This is a genomic window from Natranaerovirga pectinivora, from assembly GCF_004342165.1.
Classification (GTDB): domain Bacteria; phylum Bacillota; class Clostridia; order Lachnospirales; family DSM-24629; genus Natranaerovirga; species Natranaerovirga pectinivora.
In genome coordinates this window covers 303,419-323,985 of the sequence record NZ_SMAL01000001.1, presented here as the reverse complement: position 1 = coordinate 323,985, position 20,567 = coordinate 303,419, and the positions used below count along the sequence as shown (strand labels likewise).

Annotated in this window: 22 protein-coding genes; all 22 read right to left on the bottom strand. The window is 31.5% G+C overall.

Annotation, left to right across the window (positions count from 1 at the left end):
- Positions 1-4 precede the first annotated feature (4 nt).
- The 22 genes from EDC18_RS01585 to EDC18_RS01480 all read right to left on the bottom strand — a co-directional run bounded on the left by EDC18_RS01585 (position 5) and on the right by EDC18_RS01480 (position 20,567).
- Positions 5-868, bottom strand: coding sequence for a CpaE/TadZ family protein (locus EDC18_RS01585; protein WP_132249579.1), 864 nt, complete (start codon positions 866-868; stop codon positions 5-7).
- 336 nt (positions 869-1,204) lie between these two features.
- A complete protein-coding gene (gene hisIE / locus EDC18_RS01580; protein WP_132249577.1) occupies positions 1,205-1,825 on the bottom strand; it encodes a bifunctional phosphoribosyl-AMP cyclohydrolase/phosphoribosyl-ATP diphosphatase HisIE in 621 nt (206 codons plus the stop codon).
- Between the two features lie 11 nt (positions 1,826-1,836).
- A complete protein-coding gene (gene hisF / locus EDC18_RS01575) occupies positions 1,837-2,598 on the bottom strand; it encodes an imidazole glycerol phosphate synthase subunit HisF (protein ID WP_132249575.1) in 762 nt (253 codons plus the stop codon).
- Between the two features lies 1 nt (position 2,599).
- The gene (hisA, locus tag EDC18_RS01570) at positions 2,600-3,325 is read right to left on the bottom strand and encodes a 1-(5-phosphoribosyl)-5-[(5-phosphoribosylamino)methylideneamino]imidazole-4-carboxamide isomerase (protein ID WP_132249573.1); all 726 of its coding nucleotides are present in this window, start codon (positions 3,323-3,325) and stop codon (positions 2,600-2,602) included.
- Positions 3,326-3,337: 12 nt separating this feature from the next.
- Positions 3,338-3,934, bottom strand: coding sequence for an imidazole glycerol phosphate synthase subunit HisH (gene hisH, locus EDC18_RS01565; RefSeq protein WP_132249571.1), 597 nt, complete (start codon positions 3,932-3,934; stop codon positions 3,338-3,340).
- A 423-nt stretch (positions 3,935-4,357) separates the two neighbouring features.
- Positions 4,358-4,951 carry an imidazoleglycerol-phosphate dehydratase HisB gene (gene hisB / locus EDC18_RS01560; protein WP_132249569.1) on the bottom strand — a complete coding sequence of 198 codons (594 nt, stop codon included), beginning with the start codon at positions 4,949-4,951 and terminating at the stop codon, positions 4,358-4,360.
- A 20-nt stretch (positions 4,952-4,971) separates the two neighbouring features.
- Positions 4,972-6,039 carry a histidinol-phosphate transaminase gene (gene hisC, locus EDC18_RS01555; RefSeq protein ID WP_132249567.1) on the bottom strand — a complete coding sequence of 356 codons (1,068 nt, stop codon included), beginning with the start codon at positions 6,037-6,039 and terminating at the stop codon, positions 4,972-4,974.
- On the bottom strand, positions 6,029-7,330 hold the full coding sequence (gene hisD / locus EDC18_RS01550; RefSeq protein WP_132249565.1) for a histidinol dehydrogenase: 1,302 nt from the start codon (positions 7,328-7,330) through the stop codon (positions 6,029-6,031). Before hisD ends, hisC begins: the two co-directional genes overlap by 11 nt.
- Positions 7,331-7,336: 6 nt before the next feature.
- On the bottom strand, positions 7,337-7,984 hold the full coding sequence (gene hisG / locus EDC18_RS01545; protein WP_132249563.1) for an ATP phosphoribosyltransferase: 648 nt from the start codon (positions 7,982-7,984) through the stop codon (positions 7,337-7,339).
- A gap of 1 nt (position 7,985) precedes the next feature.
- Positions 7,986-9,254, bottom strand: a complete 1,269-nt coding sequence (hisZ, locus tag EDC18_RS01540; RefSeq protein ID WP_132249561.1) for an ATP phosphoribosyltransferase regulatory subunit — start codon at positions 9,252-9,254, stop codon at positions 7,986-7,988.
- 207 nt (positions 9,255-9,461) lie between these two features.
- Positions 9,462-10,082, bottom strand: coding sequence for a hypothetical protein (locus tag EDC18_RS01535; protein WP_132249559.1), 621 nt, complete (start codon positions 10,080-10,082; stop codon positions 9,462-9,464).
- A 253-nt stretch (positions 10,083-10,335) separates the two neighbouring features.
- Complete coding sequence (locus EDC18_RS01530) at positions 10,336-10,875, bottom strand: Holliday junction resolvase RecU (protein WP_132249557.1); 540 nt, start codon at positions 10,873-10,875, stop codon at positions 10,336-10,338.
- Between the two features lie 3 nt (positions 10,876-10,878).
- A complete protein-coding gene (gene queG, locus EDC18_RS01525) occupies positions 10,879-11,970 on the bottom strand; it encodes a tRNA epoxyqueuosine(34) reductase QueG (protein WP_132249555.1) in 1,092 nt (363 codons plus the stop codon).
- Entirely contained in the window at positions 11,951-12,919 is a 969-nt protein-coding gene (locus EDC18_RS01520) for an RluA family pseudouridine synthase (RefSeq protein ID WP_132249554.1), read from the bottom strand. The genes queG and EDC18_RS01520 overlap by 20 nt, the downstream gene beginning before the upstream one ends.
- A gap of 15 nt (positions 12,920-12,934) precedes the next feature.
- Positions 12,935-13,531, bottom strand: coding sequence for a hypothetical protein (locus tag EDC18_RS01515; protein ID WP_132249552.1), 597 nt, complete (start codon positions 13,529-13,531; stop codon positions 12,935-12,937).
- 24 nt (positions 13,532-13,555) lie between these two features.
- Positions 13,556-14,320: an SDR family NAD(P)-dependent oxidoreductase gene (locus EDC18_RS01510; protein ID WP_132249550.1), complete on the bottom strand. Its 765-nt coding sequence runs from the start codon at positions 14,318-14,320 to the stop codon at positions 13,556-13,558.
- Positions 14,321-14,339: 19 nt separating this feature from the next.
- A complete protein-coding gene (locus EDC18_RS01505) occupies positions 14,340-16,235 on the bottom strand; it encodes a YgiQ family radical SAM protein (protein WP_132249548.1) in 1,896 nt (631 codons plus the stop codon).
- Positions 16,225-16,899 (bottom strand): HAD family hydrolase, encoded by a 675-nt coding sequence (locus EDC18_RS01500; protein ID WP_132249546.1) that lies wholly within the window; start codon positions 16,897-16,899, stop codon positions 16,225-16,227. Before EDC18_RS01500 ends, EDC18_RS01505 begins: the two co-directional genes overlap by 11 nt.
- 22 nt (positions 16,900-16,921) lie before the next feature.
- The gene (locus EDC18_RS01495; protein WP_341472693.1) at positions 16,922-17,641 is read right to left on the bottom strand and encodes a pseudouridine synthase; all 720 of its coding nucleotides are present in this window, start codon (positions 17,639-17,641) and stop codon (positions 16,922-16,924) included.
- Complete coding sequence (locus EDC18_RS01490) at positions 17,641-19,005, bottom strand: RsmF rRNA methyltransferase first C-terminal domain-containing protein (protein WP_132249542.1); 1,365 nt, start codon at positions 19,003-19,005, stop codon at positions 17,641-17,643. The genes EDC18_RS01495 and EDC18_RS01490 overlap by 1 nt, the downstream gene beginning before the upstream one ends.
- Positions 19,006-19,023: 18 nt before the next feature.
- Entirely contained in the window at positions 19,024-19,755 is a 732-nt protein-coding gene (locus tag EDC18_RS01485) for a metallophosphoesterase (RefSeq protein WP_132249540.1), read from the bottom strand.
- Positions 19,756-19,763: 8 nt separating this feature from the next.
- Complete coding sequence (locus EDC18_RS01480) at positions 19,764-20,567, bottom strand: GTP pyrophosphokinase (RefSeq protein WP_132249538.1); 804 nt, start codon at positions 20,565-20,567, stop codon at positions 19,764-19,766.

Below are 20,567 nucleotides of genomic sequence, written 5' to 3'. Positions count from 1 at the left end.
CACCCTATTTACTTAATTTGTATTTTACTGTTTCTAAAAAAGATTTTTTTTGCGTTATATTAAATTGATATAATAAACTGTTATATTGGTTTTTAATATGATATGGCATAGTTTTTGCATAACATTTATCAATATAATTTTTATAAAGCAATCGTTTTTCATCATAGTCTATTCTGCCTATAAAGTTGTTATTGGTAATTTCTTTCATATAAGCATCTGGCAAATGAATTTCTTTTCTATAGTTAAAAGAAATGAACTTGCCTTTTTCAATACTTATATTTTGTTTGTTATGTAAAAAAGCTAAATAAGAGTTTATAGTATGTAATCTATTTAAGTAAGCCTCAATAGGAAAGAGCAATATATCACTGTGATAAAAGGAATGGATTAAAAACTCATCATAAATATTTGAATTGGTATTAACTAAAACAATATCAAAAATCTCTAATGATCCATTTAATAATTTGACAAAAGCATTGTTAGGATAGTATTCATAATTCTCTAGATTGTCATTTCCCGTTAAAACATATAAGCTTGACTGTAGCTGCACACAGATAGATTCGAAAACTTTTTTATTGAATGTTTCTTTAGATATATAATCCATCGCTATATTAAAGCTACTTTGAGTAATTAACGGCGAATTTACTGCCGTATTATATGTGTTTTTCATTCCCAATGTTTGTGCCAAACTTGATTCTAATGCATCTGAATCAATTAATAATACCTTTAGATTAGTGGTATTTGTTATAACCCATCCTAATTCAGCAACAAAGTCAGGATTGTTATAAACTGTTATAAGAAGTTTTCTAAAATTCTTAACCACTTTATTTGTTATAATCTGACTATTATAAAGTAATTTTTTATTTTTCATATTTATCCCTTCACATAAATATAATTATTTTTAATTATAAATGGAGTTTTTTATTTCAATCAAAGTATTTAGAATAACCCTCGCATTTTATCTTGTTATTCTTTATTCAAGGAATGTTTTTTTAAATTATACATTAATTACTTTTATTTTTCAACATTAATCGTTAAATTTCTCTTAATTTGTTTATTAATTTGTTTTTGAACCCAATTTTAATTATAGTTCATCTTTTCTGTAATCACTTCCATTCTTATATGTTATACACAAATTTAAATACAACTATGGGACTGAATTTCTAAGCATATAAAAAGTCCACACATTGTGTGGACTATATTAAAACTATCTTCTTTTACTTAACTCAACCATAATATCATTCCAATTGACGTCTTTTTCAACCATTAACACTGTTAAATGATAAAGCAAATCAGATATTTCATATACCATTTCTTCGCTTCCTTCATTTTTAGCACCGATGATGATTTCTGATGATTCTTCCCCTACTTTTTTAAGGATCTTATCTATTCCTTTTTCAAACAGATAGTTGGTATAAGAGCCTTCTTTAGGGTTTTGTTTTCTATCTAATACGACATCATATACATCTGTTAGAATGTTACTTACGGATTGACCTTTTTCTTTCCAATTGCTTTCTATATCTGTAAAGAAACAAGTATCGCTTCCTGTATGGCAAGCCACACCATCTTGTTTTACTTTAACAAGAATTGTATCAAGGTCACAGTCAATTTTTATGTCCTTTAACCATTGAAAATGTCCTGAAGTTTCACCCTTTAACCAAAGGCTTTGTCTTGAACGGCTATAGTAATGTACTTTTCCTGTTTCTAATGTTTTCTGATAGGCTTCTTCGTTCATATAAGCCAGCATTAACACTTCATTTGTTATGTAATCTTGAGTCACCACAGGGATAAGGCCATCTTGATTTAATTTAAATGTTTTAAAGTCCATAATACTACCTCCTATATTCTAACTGGTATTGCTTCTTCTTTTAAGTATTCCTTTAAATCTTTTATGTCTATCTCTTTAAAATGAAATAATGACGCGGCTAGTGCTGCATCTGCAGAACCTTGTGTCAATACATCTTTAAAGTCTTCCATTGTTCCCGCGCCGCCTGATGCGATAACAGGAATATTAACAGCTTCACTTACTAATTTGGTTACTTCTATATCATAACCTTTTTTAGTACCATCTGCATCCATACTTGTTAAAAGAATTTCACCTGCACCTAAACTTTCAACTTTTTTAGCCCATTCTAAAACATCTAGACCAGTATTAATTCTTCCACCATTGATATAGACATCAAAGCTGCCTTTTTCTTCGTTTTTCTTTGCATCAATGGCCACTACAATACATTGACTACCAAACATATTGGCACCTTCTGTAATCAGCTCTGGACGATTCACTGCTGCTGAATTAAGAGATACTTTATCCGCTCCAGCTCTTAGAATCTTTTTAATGTCCTCTATAGTTCTAATACCCCCACCAACTGTAAGGGGAATAAAAATTTGTTCAGCTGTTTGTTTAACCACATCAACTATTGTATCCCTTGCTTCATGAGAAGCTGTAATATCTAAAAATACAATCTCATCTGCTAAACTTTTATTATACTCTTTAGCAACTTCAACAGGATCCCCTGCATCAACTAAGTTTACAAAATTTACGCCTTTTACTACTCTACCTTTATCAACATCCAAACAAGGAATGATTCTTTTAGTAAGCATCTTACTCACCTCTTTCAAACATTCTAACGGCTTCATCTAATTGAATATTATTGGTATACAAAGCTTTTCCAATAATAGCCCCTTCAACATTAACTTTTTCTAGGTTTTCTAAGTCTTTCAATGAAGAAACCCCACCTGATGCAATAATATCTAAGCCTGTTTCAGAAGCCAATAAGCCTGTATACTCAAGGTTAGGACCCATAAGCATACCATCTTTTGCAATATCAGTATAAACAACTGTTTTAACACCGATACTTGCCATATCTTTGCATAAGTCAAGAGCTGTTAATTTACTAACTTTCTCCCAACCTTCAACTGCTACCATTCCATTTTTAGCATCTATACCAATGACTATTTTCTCTGGTCCGAAAAGTCGTATTGCTTCTTTCACCAGATTTGGATCTTCCACTGCTTTTGTTCCAATAATAACCCTAGAAACACCAAGGTTTAATTTTCTCTCAATATCTTGAATGGTACGAATACCACCACCTACTTGGACAGGAACATTTACAGCTTCAACTATTTTTTTAATGGTTTCTTCATTCACTGATTTGCCAACTAATGCCCCATCTAAATCAACCACATGAATAAATGTACCCCCTAAACGTTCCCATTCCTTGGCAACTTCTTCTGGTGTATTAGAATACACATCCATTTCTTCAAACTTACCTTGTCTTAAACGTACACACTGACCCTTTTTTATATCAATTGCTGGATATAACTGCATTATATAATCCTCCTAAAGTTTTGAAAAGTTTTTAAGTATGTTCAGTCCTACATCCCCACTTTTTTCTGGGTGGAACTGTAATGCAAATAAGTTATTCTGCTGAGCTGCAACTTGAACCTCTTTACCATAATTCGTTGTTGCACTCACAATATCTTCATCTGTTTCTAAATGATAAGAATGAACAAAATACACATGCTTATCTTCTAGACCTTTAAAAATAGGGGCTTCTTTTTTAATAATCAATTCATTCCAACCCATATGTGGAATCTTGTAAGGCACCTCTAACTTTTTAATATGACCTTTCAATAACCCTAATCCTTCTGAAAGACCATGCTCCTCAGAAGACTCAAAAAGAAGCTGCATCCCAAGACAAATCCCTAATAAAGGCACCTCTTTACTAGAAACCTCTTTAATCCAAGTATGTAAAGCATTCTTCTTCAACTCATCCATAGCGTCCTTAAAAGCACCAACACCAGGTAAAATCAATTTATCACTTTTATTCAACGCAACAGGATCTGCAGAAACAAAACTATCAACACCAATAAAACTCAAGGCATTAACAACACTATGCAGATTCCCCATCCCATAATCAATAATCCCAATTTTCATAAAAAAACCTCCAGGCAAAAATTACTCATTCATAAAGAGAGTATATCCAATCTATCTATTTCACTAAGTATTTTATGTGAATGAAACTTATGTCTTTTTCACAGAAAAAGGCATAAGGTGAGTTAATGTAGTTAATGTAATCACTTGCACCACACAGTATGAGGATAACTATATAAATCAGTTATTCTATTAAACTTTTTATAGTGAATCTTAGTAAGCGTAGATTAATATTTCGTTAAAAATCTTAAATGTCTGACCGAAGGGAGTTTTTAAGATTTAAAAATATTCATCGAAGCGCACTTAGATGTTAAACAAAGTGACTTATCGCAAATAAAACACTGTAACTAACTTGATTAAGTCAATTTGTTCATGGGCATCAAGCTTTTTCTCACTTGTGAGAAAAATGCAGCCCTTCTAAATCAATCAATCCAAACTCCCCTTAGTAGACAAAACATCCTCTATCCTATCATCAACCAAAGTAGCCTCATCCAAAGCCTTAGCAAAAGCTTTAAAAACCCCTTCAACAATATGATGATTATTCTTACCATCTAACAACTTAATGTGCAAATTCATACCAACTTGATAAGCCAACGCCCTAAAAAACTCTTCAACCATCTCCGTTTGCAAAGTCCCTAACATTGGCACCGTTAATGGCACATCATAATTCAAATAAGCTCTCCCAGATAAATCAATAGCACATAAAACCAAAGCTTCATCCATTGGTAAAATACAAGAACCATATCTCTTAATACGCTTCTTCTCACCTAAAGCATCTTTAATACATTGACCTAAACTAATCCCAACATCTTCAATGGTATGATGTGGATCCACTTCTAAATCACCATCTGCGGAAATGGTTAAATCAAAAAAACCATGTCTAGCAACACTATTTAACATATGATCAAAAAAGCCAATCCCTGTATTTATAGAACCATTGCCTTTCCCATCAATATCTAAACTTATGGTTATATCTGTTTCTTTTGTTACTCTACTTATCTCAGCTTTTCTAGATTCCATAAGTACCTCCAACAAAATATTTAGCTTAAAAGTGTATTTAACACCTCAATTAATTTATTATTCTCTTCTTCTGTGCCTATTGTCACACGAATACAGTTTAACATATTTGGATGAGAAGAAAAATTCCTAACCAGTATGCCTTTCTCTTTTAATTCTTTTGCCAAAGTGCTTTTATTGGTTTTAATTAATAAGAAATTGGCTTCTGAAGGATATACTTTCTCAACATTGTTAATGGTTTGCAACTCACTTGCTAATCGCTTTCTTTCATTAATAATGAACTCAATGTCTTTATTATACAAATCAATTTGATCAATAATCAATGTCCCCACATATTGAGAAATGGTATTTAGATTATAAGGTGGCATCCCTAATTTTATACCATCAATCATTGCCTTACTTCCAAGAGCATAACCCACTCTAAGACCGGCTAAACCATAGGCTTTAGAAAATGTTCTAAGGACTACTAAGTGCTCATATTTGTTCACTAATGCTACACTTGTGGTATCCGCAAATTCAGCATAGGCCTCATCTAAAACAACTGGGCATTTTACATTTTTCAATACATACTCTATGCTGTCATTATCTAATACATTTCCTGTTGGATTGTTTGGACTGCATAAAAAGATGGCTTTAGGCTTTTCTTTATTGGCCACTTGAATAAATTCATCCAAATCATAATTGTAATCATTGTCTTGATTCAATGTAATTTCAATAGGCACCCCATGATTAAGAACGGTAGAGTGCTTGTACATGGAAAAAGAAGGAGATGGAAATACAATCTTATCTCCTGGTTCAATTAGAACTTTTAACATACAGTCTATAATCTGATCTGACCCTACACCACATACTACATTTTCAGCCTTTAGTTGCCAATACTCTGCGATCTTGTTTTTTAACAGACTTGATGTGGTATCTGGATAACGGGTTATATTAGAAGAATCCATTATAAATTCTTTTATTTTATTTAATAATCCTTCATTATGAACAAATGGGTTTTCATTAGCATCTAACTTTATAGGATAACTGCCTAATTCTGGTTCATAAGGTGTAAATCCTGCTAAATCTTTTCTAATGTAATTATTTATCATCTTCAAACCTCACTTTAATGGACTTTGCATGGGCTGTTAATTGTTCTGAATCTGCAAATTTTATAATGTCTTCATGAAGTTCATAAAGAGCTTCTCTAGAGTAGGATATAATACTTGATTTTTTAATAAAATCATCAACACCTAATGGAGAGAAAAACTTTGCAGTACCATTGGTTGGTAGCACATGATTGGGACCTGCCATATAGTCTCCTAATGGCTCTGGGCTGTATTCTCCTAAGAAAATTGCCCCTGCATTTTTAATTTTGGTCATTACCATAAATGGCTCTTTCGTAATAATTTCTAGATGTTCAGGGGCGATTTCATTAGATACCTTTACCCCTTCATCTATAGAATCTACTAAAAGGATATAGCCATAGTTGGCTAATGATTTTTCTAGAATCTCTTTTCTGGATAATTCATTTTTTAGTGCATTGATTTCTTCTACTACTTTATTGGCAACTTCTTCACTGTCTGTCACTAGAATAGATGATGCCAACTCATCATGCTCTGCTTGTGATAATAAGTCAGCTGCTATATATCTAGGATTTGCCGTTTCATCTGCTAAGATAAGAATTTCACTAGGTCCTGCTATGGAATCAATATTAACATGGCCATAAACAGCTTTTTTAGCTAAAGCAACATATATATTCCCTGGACCTACTATCTTATCTACTTTTGGTATGGTTTCTGTTCCATAAGCAAGGGCGGCTATGGCTTGAGCCCCTCCTACTTTATAGATGTCTTTAAGTCCACACTCATTGGCTACTACCAATGTTAGTGGATTGACTTTTCCATCTTTGCCTGGTGGTGTAGTCATTACAATGTTCTCAACACCAGCTACCACAGCCGGTATAACATTCATAAGTACAGAGGATGGGTACACAGCTTTACCACCTGGTACATATACTCCTGCCCAACTCACAGCAGAAATCTTTTGGCCTAATAAGATACCTTTTTCCTCACTATCAAACCAACTGTATTGTTTTTGTTTCATATGATAGGTTTCAATTTTAACTTTAGCCTTTCTAACAATATCAAGTAAATCACTGTCTACTTTGTCATAGGCCTCTTTGATTTCTTCTTCAGTTACTTTTATTTCATTTTTACTTAATTTTACTTGATCAAAACGCTGAGTAAAATCAATTAATGCCTCATCTTTTCTTTCTTTAACGTCATTTATAATATTTTGTACTTGTTTTATATAATCATCATAGTAATTTGGTGTCCTTTGTAATAGAGTATCTACCAAATTACTAATGTCGCTATTTTTATCAATTTTTACGATTTGCATTTGTTTTTATGCCTCCTTTTCACTTAGAGCTTTTCTTAAGTCCTCTATTAGCTTGGTAATTCTTTTGTTTTCTATTTTCAAACTGACTCTATTAACAACCATTCTTGCAGATAATGTACATATTTCTTCTAATACCACTAATCCATTTTCTTTAAGGGTTGACCCTGTTTCAACAATATCTACAATCACTTCTGATAAGTCAACTAAAGGTGCTAATTCAATAGAACCATTTAATTTGATGATTTCTACGGTTTGGTTCTTTTGATTGTTAAAATAGTCTTTGGCAATATTAGGATACTTTGTTGCTACTCTTATTAATTCATTTTGTTTTAGTTTGGCTTCCATTTCTTTTGGTCCTGCTACAACCATTCTGCATTTTCCAAAGCCGAAGTCTAAAACTTCATATAGATTTTTTCTTTCTTCTAAAATGGTATCTCTACCAACAACACCTATATCAGCAGCACCATATTCAACATATGTAGGCACATCCGTTGCTTTTGCCAGGAAAAATTTAAGTTTCAGCTCTTCATTTACAAATATTAATTTTCTAGAATCGCCTTTCATTTCTTCACAAGTAAATCCAACTTTTTCAAACAAAGTCATTGTCTTTGTTGCCAGTCTTCCTTTTGGTAGTGCAAATGTTAAATATCTCATTTTATTGCTCCTTTCCAATTAAGTCACTCAAATGAGCTTCTGTTGTGTTATTTGTTTCTAAATCTATTATTTTAACGGTCTCTTCTTCATTAATATATATTATACCACCAACATGCTTTTGTTTGCCATATTGTATATAGTCTTCTAAGGTCCCATTGTCATTGAGTTTTTGTAGTTCTATTTTCAACCCTTGACCTCTTAAATGTTGTGTCAACTGTATGGCTGTTTTTGTTAATGCTTCTTTGAATAAAATTAGGGTATTTGTATAAATGGTTTCTATCTCTATATTTTGTCTATTAAGGGCTAACATTAATTCATCCACTACTATAGCAAATCCTACCGCTGGTGAATCTTTGCCAAATTGGCTAAGCAATGAGTCATAACGTCCCCCATCTACAATAGAGACCCCTGTTCCATAAGTGTACCCTCTAAAGATAATACCTGTGTAGTAGTTGAGTTGATTGATCATTCCTAAATCAAAAGAAACAAACTCTTCTACACCATAATAACATAAGAATTCATAAACTTTTTCTAATCTTTCTAATGCTTTAATGGCTCTTTCATTGGTCGTAATTTCTTTTGCTTGTTGTAATACTTCTATTGAACCAAATAATTCAGTTATTTTTAAGAACATCTCTTTATGCTCTTTTGACATATCGTGTTTGGAAAGTAGGTCTTCAATGCCAAAGAAATTTTTATGATCAATTAAAAGCCTTAATTGCTCTTCTGTTTGTTTGTCTAAACCTGCTTCTTCAACAATGCCTTTAAAAAATTCCACTTGACCAATATCAATTTGAAATTCATTTAATCCTGCTTCTAATAAACATTCAATAGCAAATACAATCATTTCTGCATCCGCTTGTGAGCTATCGTCACCAATTAACTCCGCACCTTGTTGGGTTACTTCTTTTAATTTCCCTTGTAGACTTTCATTATTCCTAAATGTGCTTCCTGTATAACAAAATCTTAAAGGAAGGGTCACTGATTTATAGTATTTGGCTACAGACCTAGCGATTGATGGTGTAATATCAGGTCTTAAAACTAAAATATTACTATCTCTATCAAAGAATTTATACATTTCCTTTGTGTCAACTGTACCTCTTTCATGATTAAAAACTTCATAATATTCAAAAGTAGGTGTTTGTATGTCTTGATATCCAAAACGATGCAATACACCTTCTATTCTCTCTTGTAATGTTAATTTTTTTAAGCACTCATGATTATAAATATCTCTAACACCCTCTGGGGTATGTAATAATTTATCTAACATAAAATTCACCTCTTAAATAGTTTAGTGTTGTAAAGTGCTAATTTGCTAATTTGGTAATATATGAAATTATTCTTATTATAACGAACCATTAAAAATGTGTCAACAGTTACATGGGAATTATTTATTTATCAACTTTTTACTATATAGCAAATGTAACTTTTCTATATAGTAACAAAAGTTGTAGTAATTAATACTACAACTTTTCATTTATTTTTTATTTAATTTGAATTTTAGACTTAAACTTTCTTTAAACAACCTATTATAAGAATAACTTTCATTAATACCAGCCATATCCTCCAATACATTGTTTACATTATTATAACATTTAATGTAAATTTTAGCACTATCTTTTAATGTTATTCTAATGGTTTGGTATATCTTGTCTATATATTCTATATTGTTTTTTTCTATATATATACCATCATAAAAAATACATCGATTATATATAATTAAATTCTTGTTTTTATAATTGATTAAAAGGAATAATGAAATAACCAATATATTTAGGTGTATGGCATTAAATCCCCTACTTAAAATAATATACCCATAAAATAGATGTGTAGCATAAAGCACACCACAAATTATTGGATAAAAACTACCTATTAAAGCATATTCTTTATAAGGTTTACCTTGTTTTAGCTTAAAATAAAAAACTTCAAAATAACTATTTATAAGGATGATCAACTCAATAAAATAAATTATAAGTAAAAGACTACTTATTAGACTAGGTTGTACTTTTATAATTAATAATAAATATATAGGCATTATTGTTAGTATGGTAAGACATATAAGCTTTATTTTATTTTTCGCTAGTATTATTAAATTCATTTTTCCCCCGAAATGATTTGCTATTTTGTTTTTTTATATCGCCCACAACCACTACAAACCAATGAATTTATTGGGTTCCTGTCATATTCCCCCTTGGTTTTTTAAAAATATCCTAAAAAACTCAAAATAATACTAGTTATCGTTAAGTTCTTTAGGATAATATTTATTATATGTATATAATTATAATTTTCAACCTATATGTAATATAAATGTGTATTTTGGTAATAAAAAAACATAATAGTAAGTGCTATTTCTATATTGTCTTAGAATTCTCTAATTCTTTTTTAATCCCCTCTAGATAATGTAATAACAATCCGTTTTTAGTTGTTATTTTATATTCTGATGAAAATTCAGTATAGTTAATACTTTTTTTCCCACCCTCTATTGCTTTGTACCAATATTTTTTTAGCTCTTTGTATGGAAGATAAAAATACTCATCATATGTACTAAAGTATACAATTAAGAAAGCAATGCCTTTTTGTTCTTCAAATGATTCCATAAATTCTATTTGATGTGTGTGAATATTATGTATGGATAAAAATTTCTTACTTGTTTCTTTTGCATCAAAACATATAGGAATCCCTTGAACTACACCTATATAGTCCACTGTACTTTTCTGTTCAAAGTACGCTAGTGATATATGTCTTTTCTCTTTATCTATTTTAATGGGTTTGATTGGTGTTGGTATTTTCTGAATCAACGCCAACCCTTTTTCTCTATATTTTTCATTAGTTAGATTAATAAGCTCTTCTAATGTAGAACCTCTTAACCCCCTTGATGCCCAATATGCCATTTTTCAGCCTCCTAATGAACTCATTATAATCCCTTTTAACACGAGATCATTTTCCTTTAATAACATTTTATTTAATACTTCTATAGCTTTATCATTCTTTTTTTTAGAAAGGGCCCATATAACTTCTTTTCTAATGTCTTTTCTGTCATCATTTGAAATAGCCTCTAACAAATCTATGGCATTTTCATCTTCTGTATTCCCTAGACAGATAATAGCATTTCTTTGGATTGTTTTTTTCCCTCTCCAGCCTGCTGAAGTAGGGCCAAAGAGTTCTTTAAATTCTTTATTAGACAAACTTAATATTCTCTTTAAGTCCATTGCTTCATCTAATATAGGCTCTATAAGTTTATTTTTAATTTTTTGATTATAAGGACATACTTTCTGACATCTATCACATCCATAGAGCTGAGTGCCCATCTTTTCTTTTAATTCATTAGGAATGTCGCCTTTATGTTGGGTAAGATAGGCAACACAAATAGAACAGTTTAGAGAACCATCCCCTATGATTGCATTGGTTGGGCAGACCTCAAAGCATCTATTACATTTGCTACAGCCTTTGTATTCTTCTACTGTATCTGGCTCTATTTCTAGATCTGTTAAGATATATCCAATATTGAAATGCGAACCGTATTGGGAATTGATTAACATTGAATTTTTCCCAAAAAAGCCTAGCCCAGCCCTTTTTGCAATTTGTCGATCTGGTAAGGGGGAAATATCTACAAATTTCTTTATTTGGCACTGTTGAAGACTAAAAATATACCTTTCTAACAAATCCAATTTTTCCATTACAACTTGATGATAGTCTTTTCCTATTGCTGATATTGAAATTTTCCCTGTTAATTGATTATTATAGGCTTTAGGGATAACATTATAACTTTCACCTATAACAATAAAAGCCTTTGCACCAGGTAAAGTCAATTCAGGATATATCCTTTTATCAATATCCTGCTCTTCAAAGGGTACATGGTATTTTTTTTCTTTTCTCTCTTCTAGTATACTTTTGTATTCATAAAAGGGCTTTGCTGAACAAAACCCTATCATATCAATATTTACTTTTTTGCTGTATTCAATAATCTTATCCTTTATTGTAGACACTTTGCATTACCCTTTCAAAATCTTTAGGTGGTTCTGCTGTAAAAGATTTATGAGATAAATGTTCCAATGCTCCTTCCATCTTAGGAAATACAATGTCACTTGCGTGTAAACATTGGGACTTTAGGTTGTATTTTTCTTTAAATTTGTCATTATCACTTTTATTGCCATATTTGTAATCTCCAACAATTGGGTAACCAATACTGGACAAATGGGCTCTTATTTGGTGGGTTCTACCTGTTATTAATTTGACTTTTAGTATGGTGTAGCTGCCATTTGAATGAATAGGTGTATATTCCGTTTCTATTGGCAATGCATCCGTTATCTCTTTATTAACCAATTGAACTTTATTTGTCTTTTCATTTTTTAGCAAGAAGCCTTTTATGCTTTTACTGCCACTTACCTGTCCTTTAACAACGCATAAATAATATTTGTCTATGTTTTTTTCTTTAATAAGATTGGTTACAGTTTGCAGTGCATAAATGGTTTTCCCTGCAATTATAATACCGCTGGTGTTTCTGTCTAACCTATGACAAACAGCAGGTTTAAAGCCTTTAAGTTGTTCGTGGGTTAATTCTTTTTGATCTAACAAATAACTAATAATTTGTTCCCCTAGGGAGGCATCATTTTCCTTTGCCTTTTGAGATAATATTCCCACCGGTTTATTCATAATAAGCACTTGGTCATCTTCATAAACCACATCAAACTCTTTTTTTGCAGATACAACCTCAAGGGTGCTGAATTTGTCAATGGTTTCTTCAGCAAGATACAATTGAATGGCATCTTGTTCTTTTAGTATTTCAGCACCACTTGCCTTTTTACCATTTAATTTTATTCTTTTTTTTCTGAGCATTTTATAAATAAAACTCTTTGTGCTTTGACTAAAGTATTTTAATAAAAATTTATCTATTCTTTGACCTGCTTCTAGTTCAGTTATATTAATTTCTTTCATATCTACACCTTTTTCTTACATACAGTGGAGTAACAGTTGGTAAATCACATCATTATGTATTTGAGTTGTCTCTGTTTCTTTAAATGTTTTAACTTCTTTTATTAGCATTTCTAAATCCCCATAAGCATTTACATTAAGTTCTATCCCTTTAGGCTTATATATGTTTTTTAGATAGTTCTCTGTATTTTTCAAAGATTTATCCAAGGCATTTTTATCTAAGTTAGCAAGTTGTTTATCGTTGGTATACACTAGCAACCTATTTTCATTTACAACCACAAAAGGCAAATATTGAATCCCCTTGTTATTTGTTAAGAGCAAATCAACTAATATACCTGTATGTGCCTTCTCTTTTATTGCAGCTTCTAATATTAGATACTTGGCTTTATCTGGACCTTTATACTTTGCAAATATAATATACCTTACAATCCATAGAGCAGTAGGTAAAAACAGTAAAATGGCAACGATGGTAAAGTAATTACCATTGTCATAATCACTGGTAATAAATCCTATTAAAAAAATCAATATACTGATTGATAAAAAAACAATAATATTGGTTAAATACTTCATTCTTTGATTTTTTAAATATCCAAAACTTCCTTTTGGAATTTTCATTTGTATGACCTCATTTCTTTACATTTATTTGTTGTAATATTTTATATGAGACAATATTAATCTATGAGGTAAAACTTTTGCCATTACTCTAAAGACATTCATTAGAGGACCATACACTGAGATTTCTTTGCCTTTTATAGAATCGTCCAATGCTTTTTTTACAACCACATCTGCTTTTGCCATTGCAAGCTTTTTAATAGACATAGATACTTCCCCACCAGCTACATCAAAGAACTCCGTTTCCACTGGTCCTGGACAAACAGCTGTCACTTTGATACCTCTTTCTTTTAACTCTTGATTGAGTGCTCTAGAAAAACTTATAACAAAAGACTTTGTAGCTGCATAAGTATTAAAAGAGGGTTGAGGCATAAATCCTGCTGAAGAAGCTATTTGAATAACTCTTCCGTTCTTAATTAAGTAAGGCATAGAAGCATGGGTCATTTTTAATAAACTTTTTATATTTAAGTCTACCATTTCTAATTGATCATTAATATCAATCTCATCAAAACTTCCCATTTTCCCAAAACCTGCACTATTAATTAACATACATATTTTAGGAGAATGTTCTTTTAATAAATTTTCATATACAGTGAATGTATTTCTATCTGTAAGATCAAGAGGGATTACTCTACAATTAACATTTTTTATTGATTCTTTTAAAGCCATTAACTTATCTTCTCTACGAGCAATTAACCATAGTTCATCAATGCCTTTTACCTTTTTACTAATTTGTTTTGCAAATTCATTGCCCAGTCCCGATGATGCCCCTGTTATTACAGCTATTTTCATTAAAACGCCTCCTAAAATTTTATTTTTTCTTTTTATGAACATTTCTGATGGTTTTTTTCTTTTTAGGTTTGTCTTCTTTGGTTTTATTAAATGTATGATTGGTTGAAGGTTTCTCACCTTTTTTAGGTCTAATGAGACACTTTGGACCAAATCCTATAAGATCTTCTCTTCCTGCTTTTTTTAATGCTTCATAAACCAACTGATAATTTTTAGGATTTCTATATTGTATAAGTGCCCTTTGTATTGCTTTATCATGAGGTGATTTTGGCACATAGATTTTTTCCATAGTTCTTGGGTCAAGTTCAGTATAGTACATACAAGTGGATAATGTGGAAGGTGTTGGATAGAAATCTTGTACCTGTTCTGGCATATAACCAATATCTCTTAAATACTCTGCTAATTCAATGGCATCTTCTAATGATGATCCAGGGTGAGATGACATTAAATAAGGGACTAAAAATTGATTCTTATTTAACCTTTGGTTCATTTGATTGTATTTATTAACAAACTGTTTGTAGACCCCATGTTCTGGTTTGCCCATTTTTTCTAAAACTCTATTGGATACATGTTCTGGTGCTACTTTTAATTGACCGCTTATATGATGTTCGCATAGTTCTTTAAAGAAGGCATCGTCTTTATCACTTAATAAGTAATCAAATCGAATACCTGAACGGATAAATACCTTTTTAACCTTAGGGAGTTCTCTTAGCTTTTTAAGTAGATTAATATAATCCGAATGATCAACATTTAATTGCTTACATGGATTAGGTGTAAGACATTGTTTGTGGGAACACGCTCCTGATTTTAGCTGCTTGCTACAAGCAGGTTGCCTAAAGTTAGCCGTAGGACCACCAACATCATGAATATACCCTTTAAAATCTTTATCCCAAGTAATAAGTTCTGCTTCTCTCACTAAGGAATCATGGCTTCTTGATTGAATAATACGTCCTTGATGATATGTTAGAGCACAGAAATTACAACTTCCAAAACACCCTCTGTTACTAATAAGACTAAATTTAACTTCTTCAATAGCTGGTATCTTACCAAGATTCTCATACATTGGATGGTAATTTCTCATATAAGGCAAGCTATAAATTCTATCTAATTCATTTTCTGTTAATGGTTTTGATGGTGGATTTTGTACTACAAACTCATTCTCTTTATAAGGTTCGATTAACCTTTTTGCCGTAAATGGATCTGTGTTATTGTACTGTTGTAAAAAGCTTTTTGCATATTCTACTTTATCTTTTGCGATGACATTATAAGTAGGTAGGGTGATGCTATCATAAACACCTTCTATGTCTTTGGTTTTATAAACGGTTCCATTCACATAAGTGATATCTTTTACATCTATATTACTGTTTAATCCATCTGCCACTTCAACAATGGCTTTTTCAGACATTCCATATAGGATAAGGTCTGCTTGAGAATCCAGTAATATGGACCTTCTTACCTTGTTATCCCAATAATCATAATGGGCTAATCTTCTTAAACTGGCTTCAATTCCACCAATGATAATAGGCACATCTTTGTACGCTTGCTTAATAAGATTAGAATAAACCATGGTAGCTCTATCAGGTCTTTTCCCCATTTCCCCGCCTGGAGAGTAGGCATCTTTGCTTCTTGCTTTTTTAGCTACTGAATAATGGTTTACCATAGAGTCAATATTACCTGAAGTTACTAAAAATCCTAATCTAGGCTTGCCAAATACCTCTATGTCTTCAGTGGTTTGCCATCTTGGTTGTGCCACAATACCAACTTTGTACCCATTGGCTTCTAAAATTCTGCTAATTATAGCTGCACCAAAAGAAGGATGGTCAACATAAGCATCCCCTGTTATTAAAACAAAGTCTACTTCATCCCAACCTCTTTTTATCATATCTTCTTTGTTAATTGGTAAAAAATCATACTTCATTATGGATTCCCTCTTTTGTTATAAACAGCTGTTCATAATCTTCTATATAATAATCTGCTAGTTTCTTTTTGTCTTCTGTTAAATCATGAGTATGTTCATCGTATATGGCACATACTTTCATTCCTGCTTTTTGTCCTGCAATAATCCCATTAATCACATCTTCAAAAACAAGACATTTACTCGGATCAATACCTAAATCTTCTGCTACCTTTAAGAAGATATCTGGTGCTGGCTTACCTATTTGAACTTCACAAGATGTTCTTATAGAAGAAAAGTAGTGTTTTATATGGTGTTTGTCTAATACAATATTAACAAGATCTCTAGAGTTACTTGTTCCAATACCCATTGGAATGCCTTCCTCTTTCAAACTTTCTAATAGTTTTAGTATGCCTTTTTTTAATGGTACTTTATTCTCGTAATAACCATAAGCCATTTCTGTCCAATCTTTTTTTATGTCTTCAATAGCATCTCCTAAGTTAAATCTCTTTTTAAAGTAATGGGCTGTTTCTGTAAAACTCATTCCTTCTATGTCATCTTTAAGGTCACTTGGTAACGTAAGATTAAACCTTGCAAGGTAATCCACGTCAATGGCTTCCCATAGCCACATTGAATCCACTAATGTACCATCTAAATCAAAAATAACGCCTTCAATATTTGTAAACATATTGTCCTCCCATAGTACGGCTCTATTCATTACGTAATCTGTTAAGTTCCTCTTCTGTTAAGTTTCTATATTCTCCTAATTTTAAATTTTCATCTAGTTTTAATGTCCCCATACTTATTCTCTTTAGGTATGTCACACTTTTTCCAACAGCTTCAAACATTCTTTTAACTTGATGAAACTTTCCTTCTTGTATGGTTAATTCAATCTCTGACTCCGTATCAGATTTTAGAATCTTAAGCTTACCTGGTTGTGTCTTATAACCATCTTCTAATTCTACACCTTCTTCAAAAGCTAAAACATCCTCATTTGTTACCAACCCATCTATTTTTGCATAGTAGGTTTTATTGACATGTTTTTTAGGGGATAACAAATTATGGGTTAAATCACCGTCATTTGTAATAATCAATAAGCCTTCTGTATCCTTATCTAATCTACCCACTGGAAATAAATCTTTTCTTTTTTTATCACTGATTAAATCTATAACTGTTTCTTGTCTTGGGTCTTCCGTTGCAGAAATAACCCCTGCTGGTTTGTTTAACATATAGTATTCAAAAGTGGCATAGCCAACTTCTTCGTCATTATATAGCACTCGATCTGTATTGATATTAACTTTTTGTTCAGGTTTTCTTATGATTTCGTTATTGACTTTTATAAGGCCTTTTCTAATGTATTGTTTCACTTCACTTCTTGTTCCAATACTCATATCTGCCAAATATTTATCTAATCGTAATTGCTCTTTCATTACATCCATCTCCAACCAGAGTAGTATTTATTTTTTAGTACATTATTATTAATTTTACCCCAGCCAAGTGGGTAATCGTCTACACATACCAATTTCCAACCTTTTGATGATTCTACTTGAAGGGTTTCCCCTTTTAAGTATCTTAACACTTCATCTTGGTTAATAGAAAAGTTGATGGTGCTTTTTGCTTCACTTGAGGTTAAACCCATTGCAAAGGCTTGGGATGGTTCAAATCTTTTTTTCTTTATTTCACCTAGATACCATCCTGTTCTTAGCAATCTTAACCCTTTTACATTAGGCATATCTTTAGGAAGATAATAAACTTTTTCTTGTATCACTTCTATTCTATTATAGTCAAGTTCTATAGACAAGTTTTCATTTATAAATTCTTCTAACTCAATGTATTCTTTCTTCTTTGCCGAGTATTTGTATCCTTCTTTTTCTATACCATTACTATTGCCTTGTTTTTTTAATAAGGCTAGAAAATGTCCCTCGCCTTGTATTTTATGAGGCCATAATCGAACACATTTTTTTAGTTCCTCTGAACCATCTACCCATTCTGGTTTCCCTATGTCAAAACCTTCTACCATTGGTAGCTTTTCTATTGTAAACTCTGGGTATTCTTTTAATAAATGCTCTATAATTTCTTCATTTTCTTCTGGTGAAAAGGTACAAGTGGAATACAACATCAGACCATTTGGTTTTAACATTTTACCTGCTTGAATAATAATATCTTTTTGAATGGCACTATAGTATTCTACACCTTGATTTTCCCAGCTCTTTATCATATTAGGGTCTTTTCTAAACATCCCTTCTCCTGAACAAGGGGCATCCACCAATATTTTATCAAAATACTCTGGAAAATGATTTAACAAGTTTTCTGATGGTTCACTTGTAATAATTGAATTAGTAATGCCAGATAGTTCAATGTTTTTTAGCAAAGCTTTTGCTCTTGTATGGCTAATATCATTAGATATTAATAAACCTGTCCCATTAAGTTTTGCACCTAGTTCTGTGCTTTTTCCGCCTGGTGCAGCACATAAATCCAATACTTTATCTCCTTCTTCTATTGGAAGAAAATTTGCTGGGGTCATGGCACTAGGCTCTTGAACATAATAGAGACCAGCAAAGTAATAGGGATGTTTGGCTGGCTGTTGGTCTTTATCATAATAGAACCCGTTATAAGCCCAAGGAATCTCTTTTATCTTTAATTTTGTTATTTTTTTAAATACATCAGGTTGAATTTTCAATGTGTTAATTCGTATCCCATAGTATCTGTCTTTATTAAAACTCTCTATATAAGCCTGATATTCTTCTTTAAGCAATGCTTCCATCCTGGCTTCATATTTATCTGGTAATTTCAATGTGTTTCACCTTTTCTTTCATAACGGTTTATTTAAAGCCTGTTTATAACTGTGATTCTTATCCCTAATCTTTTTTAATTTAAAGTTAAGGTAGTCGCTTGACACTAAATGGTATTCTGTTCCATTGTGCATTCCTTGTAAGGATGTATTAAAGCTTTCTTCGCTATGTAAATGGCCATAGAGTACATCCTTTACCTTATATTTTTCTATAAGCTCTGTAAATCCAGAGGGTTCTTTGCTTTCATTAGTTGGTGGATAATGTAGTAACAGGATGATGTCCTTTATCTTAGAAGACAAAGATTCAAGAGATAATTCTAACCGATTCAATTCTCTATAATAAATTTTTTGATCTGATTCATTAAATCCTTGACTTTTAGGGCAAATCCACCCTCTTGATCCACATATACCTATGGTATCCTTGTATACTATTGAATTGTTTTGTATAAAATGAAATGCAGGATAGGCTTCCTGCATTTTTTGTAACGACTGCCACCAATAATCATGGTTACCTTTTATAAATACTTTTTTTCCTGTTAAATCATTGATAAAATTCAAATCTTCTTTTGCCTCTTCAATTGTTGATGCCCAAGATATATCTCCTGGAATCAATACCAAGTCGTCTTCTTTGACACACTCTAACCAGTGTTTTTTTATCCTATGAATATGATCAATCCATTTTTTACCAAATATATCCATTGGCTTATTTGAATTTATACTTAAGTGCAAATCTCCAATGCCATAAATAGCCATATAATCACCTAACTTAAACTTTGTGCTCTATACCCTTCTGCTATGATATCCAAATGTTTATTAAATTCTACAAGTTTGTCTATGTTTTCTTCTTTGAAAATAGAATAAAACTGTTCCTGTATTTTTTCTACTTCTTTTTTATTGGCTACCTTATATAGATTCTGTATATTGTTTAATATATCTGCGATTATATTAGATTTAAAATTAAATTTATCTTGTGCTGTTATAATCTCATTTCTAATAACAGACATTTCTTTATCTAAATGAAGGACCGCATCTGCTGCACTAAGTAGCCTTTCTTGAATCTCTTTAGGCATATTTCTCTCGTATTTATATTGTAAGGAGTGCTCAATAGTAGCCCAGAAGTTCATTGCCAGAGTACGAATTTGTATTTCTGCTTGTATTCTTTTATCTCCTTGGGCTGTATACACATGATAGTAAATAATAATATGATAACTTCTATAACCACTTTCTTTCGTATTGGCTATATAATCTTTCTCATATTTTACTTCCATATCTTTTCTACTTTTTATGATTTCAACTACTCTATCTATATCTTCAACAAACTGACATATGATTCTTATGCCAGCTATATCTTCTATTTCTTCTTCTATTTTGTTAATTGCAATATTCTTTTTTTGTGCTTTTTCCAAAATACTCGATATTTTTTTTACTCTACAATCAACAAACTCTATAGGAGAATAATTGCCTAACATTCTATGTTCATTTATAATACTTTCAAATTTAATTTTAAGTTCTTGTACTGCTTGTTCATACGGTAAAAGAATTTCTCTCCACAATTGTATTTCCAT

Excerpts from the sequence above, each read along its gene's own strand:
- EDC18_RS01585 (WP_132249579.1), bottom strand. The coding sequence starts at position 868 with ATGAAAAATAAAAAATTACTTTATAATAGTCAGATTATAACAAATAAA.
- hisIE (WP_132249577.1), bottom strand. The coding sequence starts at position 1,825 with ATGGACTTTAAAACATTTAAATTAAATCAAGATGGCCTTATCCCTGTG.
- hisF (WP_132249575.1), bottom strand. The coding sequence starts at position 2,598 with ATGCTTACTAAAAGAATCATTCCTTGTTTGGATGTTGATAAAGGTAGA.
- hisA (WP_132249573.1), bottom strand. The coding sequence starts at position 3,325 with ATGCAGTTATATCCAGCAATTGATATAAAAAAGGGTCAGTGTGTACGT.
- hisH (WP_132249571.1), bottom strand. The coding sequence starts at position 3,934 with ATGAAAATTGGGATTATTGATTATGGGATGGGGAATCTGCATAGTGTT.
- hisB (WP_132249569.1), bottom strand. The coding sequence starts at position 4,951 with ATGGAATCTAGAAAAGCTGAGATAAGTAGAGTAACAAAAGAAACAGAT.
- hisC (WP_132249567.1), bottom strand. The coding sequence starts at position 6,039 with ATGATAAATAATTACATTAGAAAAGATTTAGCAGGATTTACACCTTAT.
- hisD (WP_132249565.1), bottom strand. The coding sequence starts at position 7,330 with ATGCAAATCGTAAAAATTGATAAAAATAGCGACATTAGTAATTTGGTA.
- hisG (WP_132249563.1), bottom strand. The coding sequence starts at position 7,984 with ATGAGATATTTAACATTTGCACTACCAAAAGGAAGACTGGCAACAAAG.
- hisZ (WP_132249561.1), bottom strand. The coding sequence starts at position 9,254 with ATGTTAGATAAATTATTACATACCCCAGAGGGTGTTAGAGATATTTAT.
- EDC18_RS01535 (WP_132249559.1), bottom strand. The coding sequence starts at position 10,082 with ATGAATTTAATAATACTAGCGAAAAATAAAATAAAGCTTATATGTCTT.
- EDC18_RS01530 (WP_132249557.1), bottom strand. The coding sequence starts at position 10,875 with ATGGCATATTGGGCATCAAGGGGGTTAAGAGGTTCTACATTAGAAGAG.
- EDC18_RS01520 (WP_132249554.1), bottom strand. The coding sequence starts at position 12,919 with ATGAAAGAAATTAATATAACTGAACTAGAAGCAGGTCAAAGAATAGAT.
- EDC18_RS01515 (WP_132249552.1), bottom strand. The coding sequence starts at position 13,531 with ATGAAAATTCCAAAAGGAAGTTTTGGATATTTAAAAAATCAAAGAATG.
- EDC18_RS01510 (WP_132249550.1), bottom strand. The coding sequence starts at position 14,320 with ATGAAAATAGCTGTAATAACAGGGGCATCATCGGGACTGGGCAATGAA.
- EDC18_RS01505 (WP_132249548.1), bottom strand. The coding sequence starts at position 16,235 with ATGAAGTATGATTTTTTACCAATTAACAAAGAAGATATGATAAAAAGA.
- EDC18_RS01500 (WP_132249546.1), bottom strand. The coding sequence starts at position 16,899 with ATGTTTACAAATATTGAAGGCGTTATTTTTGATTTAGATGGTACATTA.
- EDC18_RS01495 (WP_341472693.1), bottom strand. The coding sequence starts at position 17,641 with ATGAAAGAGCAATTACGATTAGATAAATATTTGGCAGATATGAGTATT.
- EDC18_RS01485 (WP_132249540.1), bottom strand. The coding sequence starts at position 19,755 with ATGGCTATTTATGGCATTGGAGATTTGCACTTAAGTATAAATTCAAAT.
- EDC18_RS01480 (WP_132249538.1), bottom strand. The coding sequence starts at position 20,567 with ATGGAAATACAATTGTGGAGAGAAATTCTTTTACCGTATGAACAAGCA.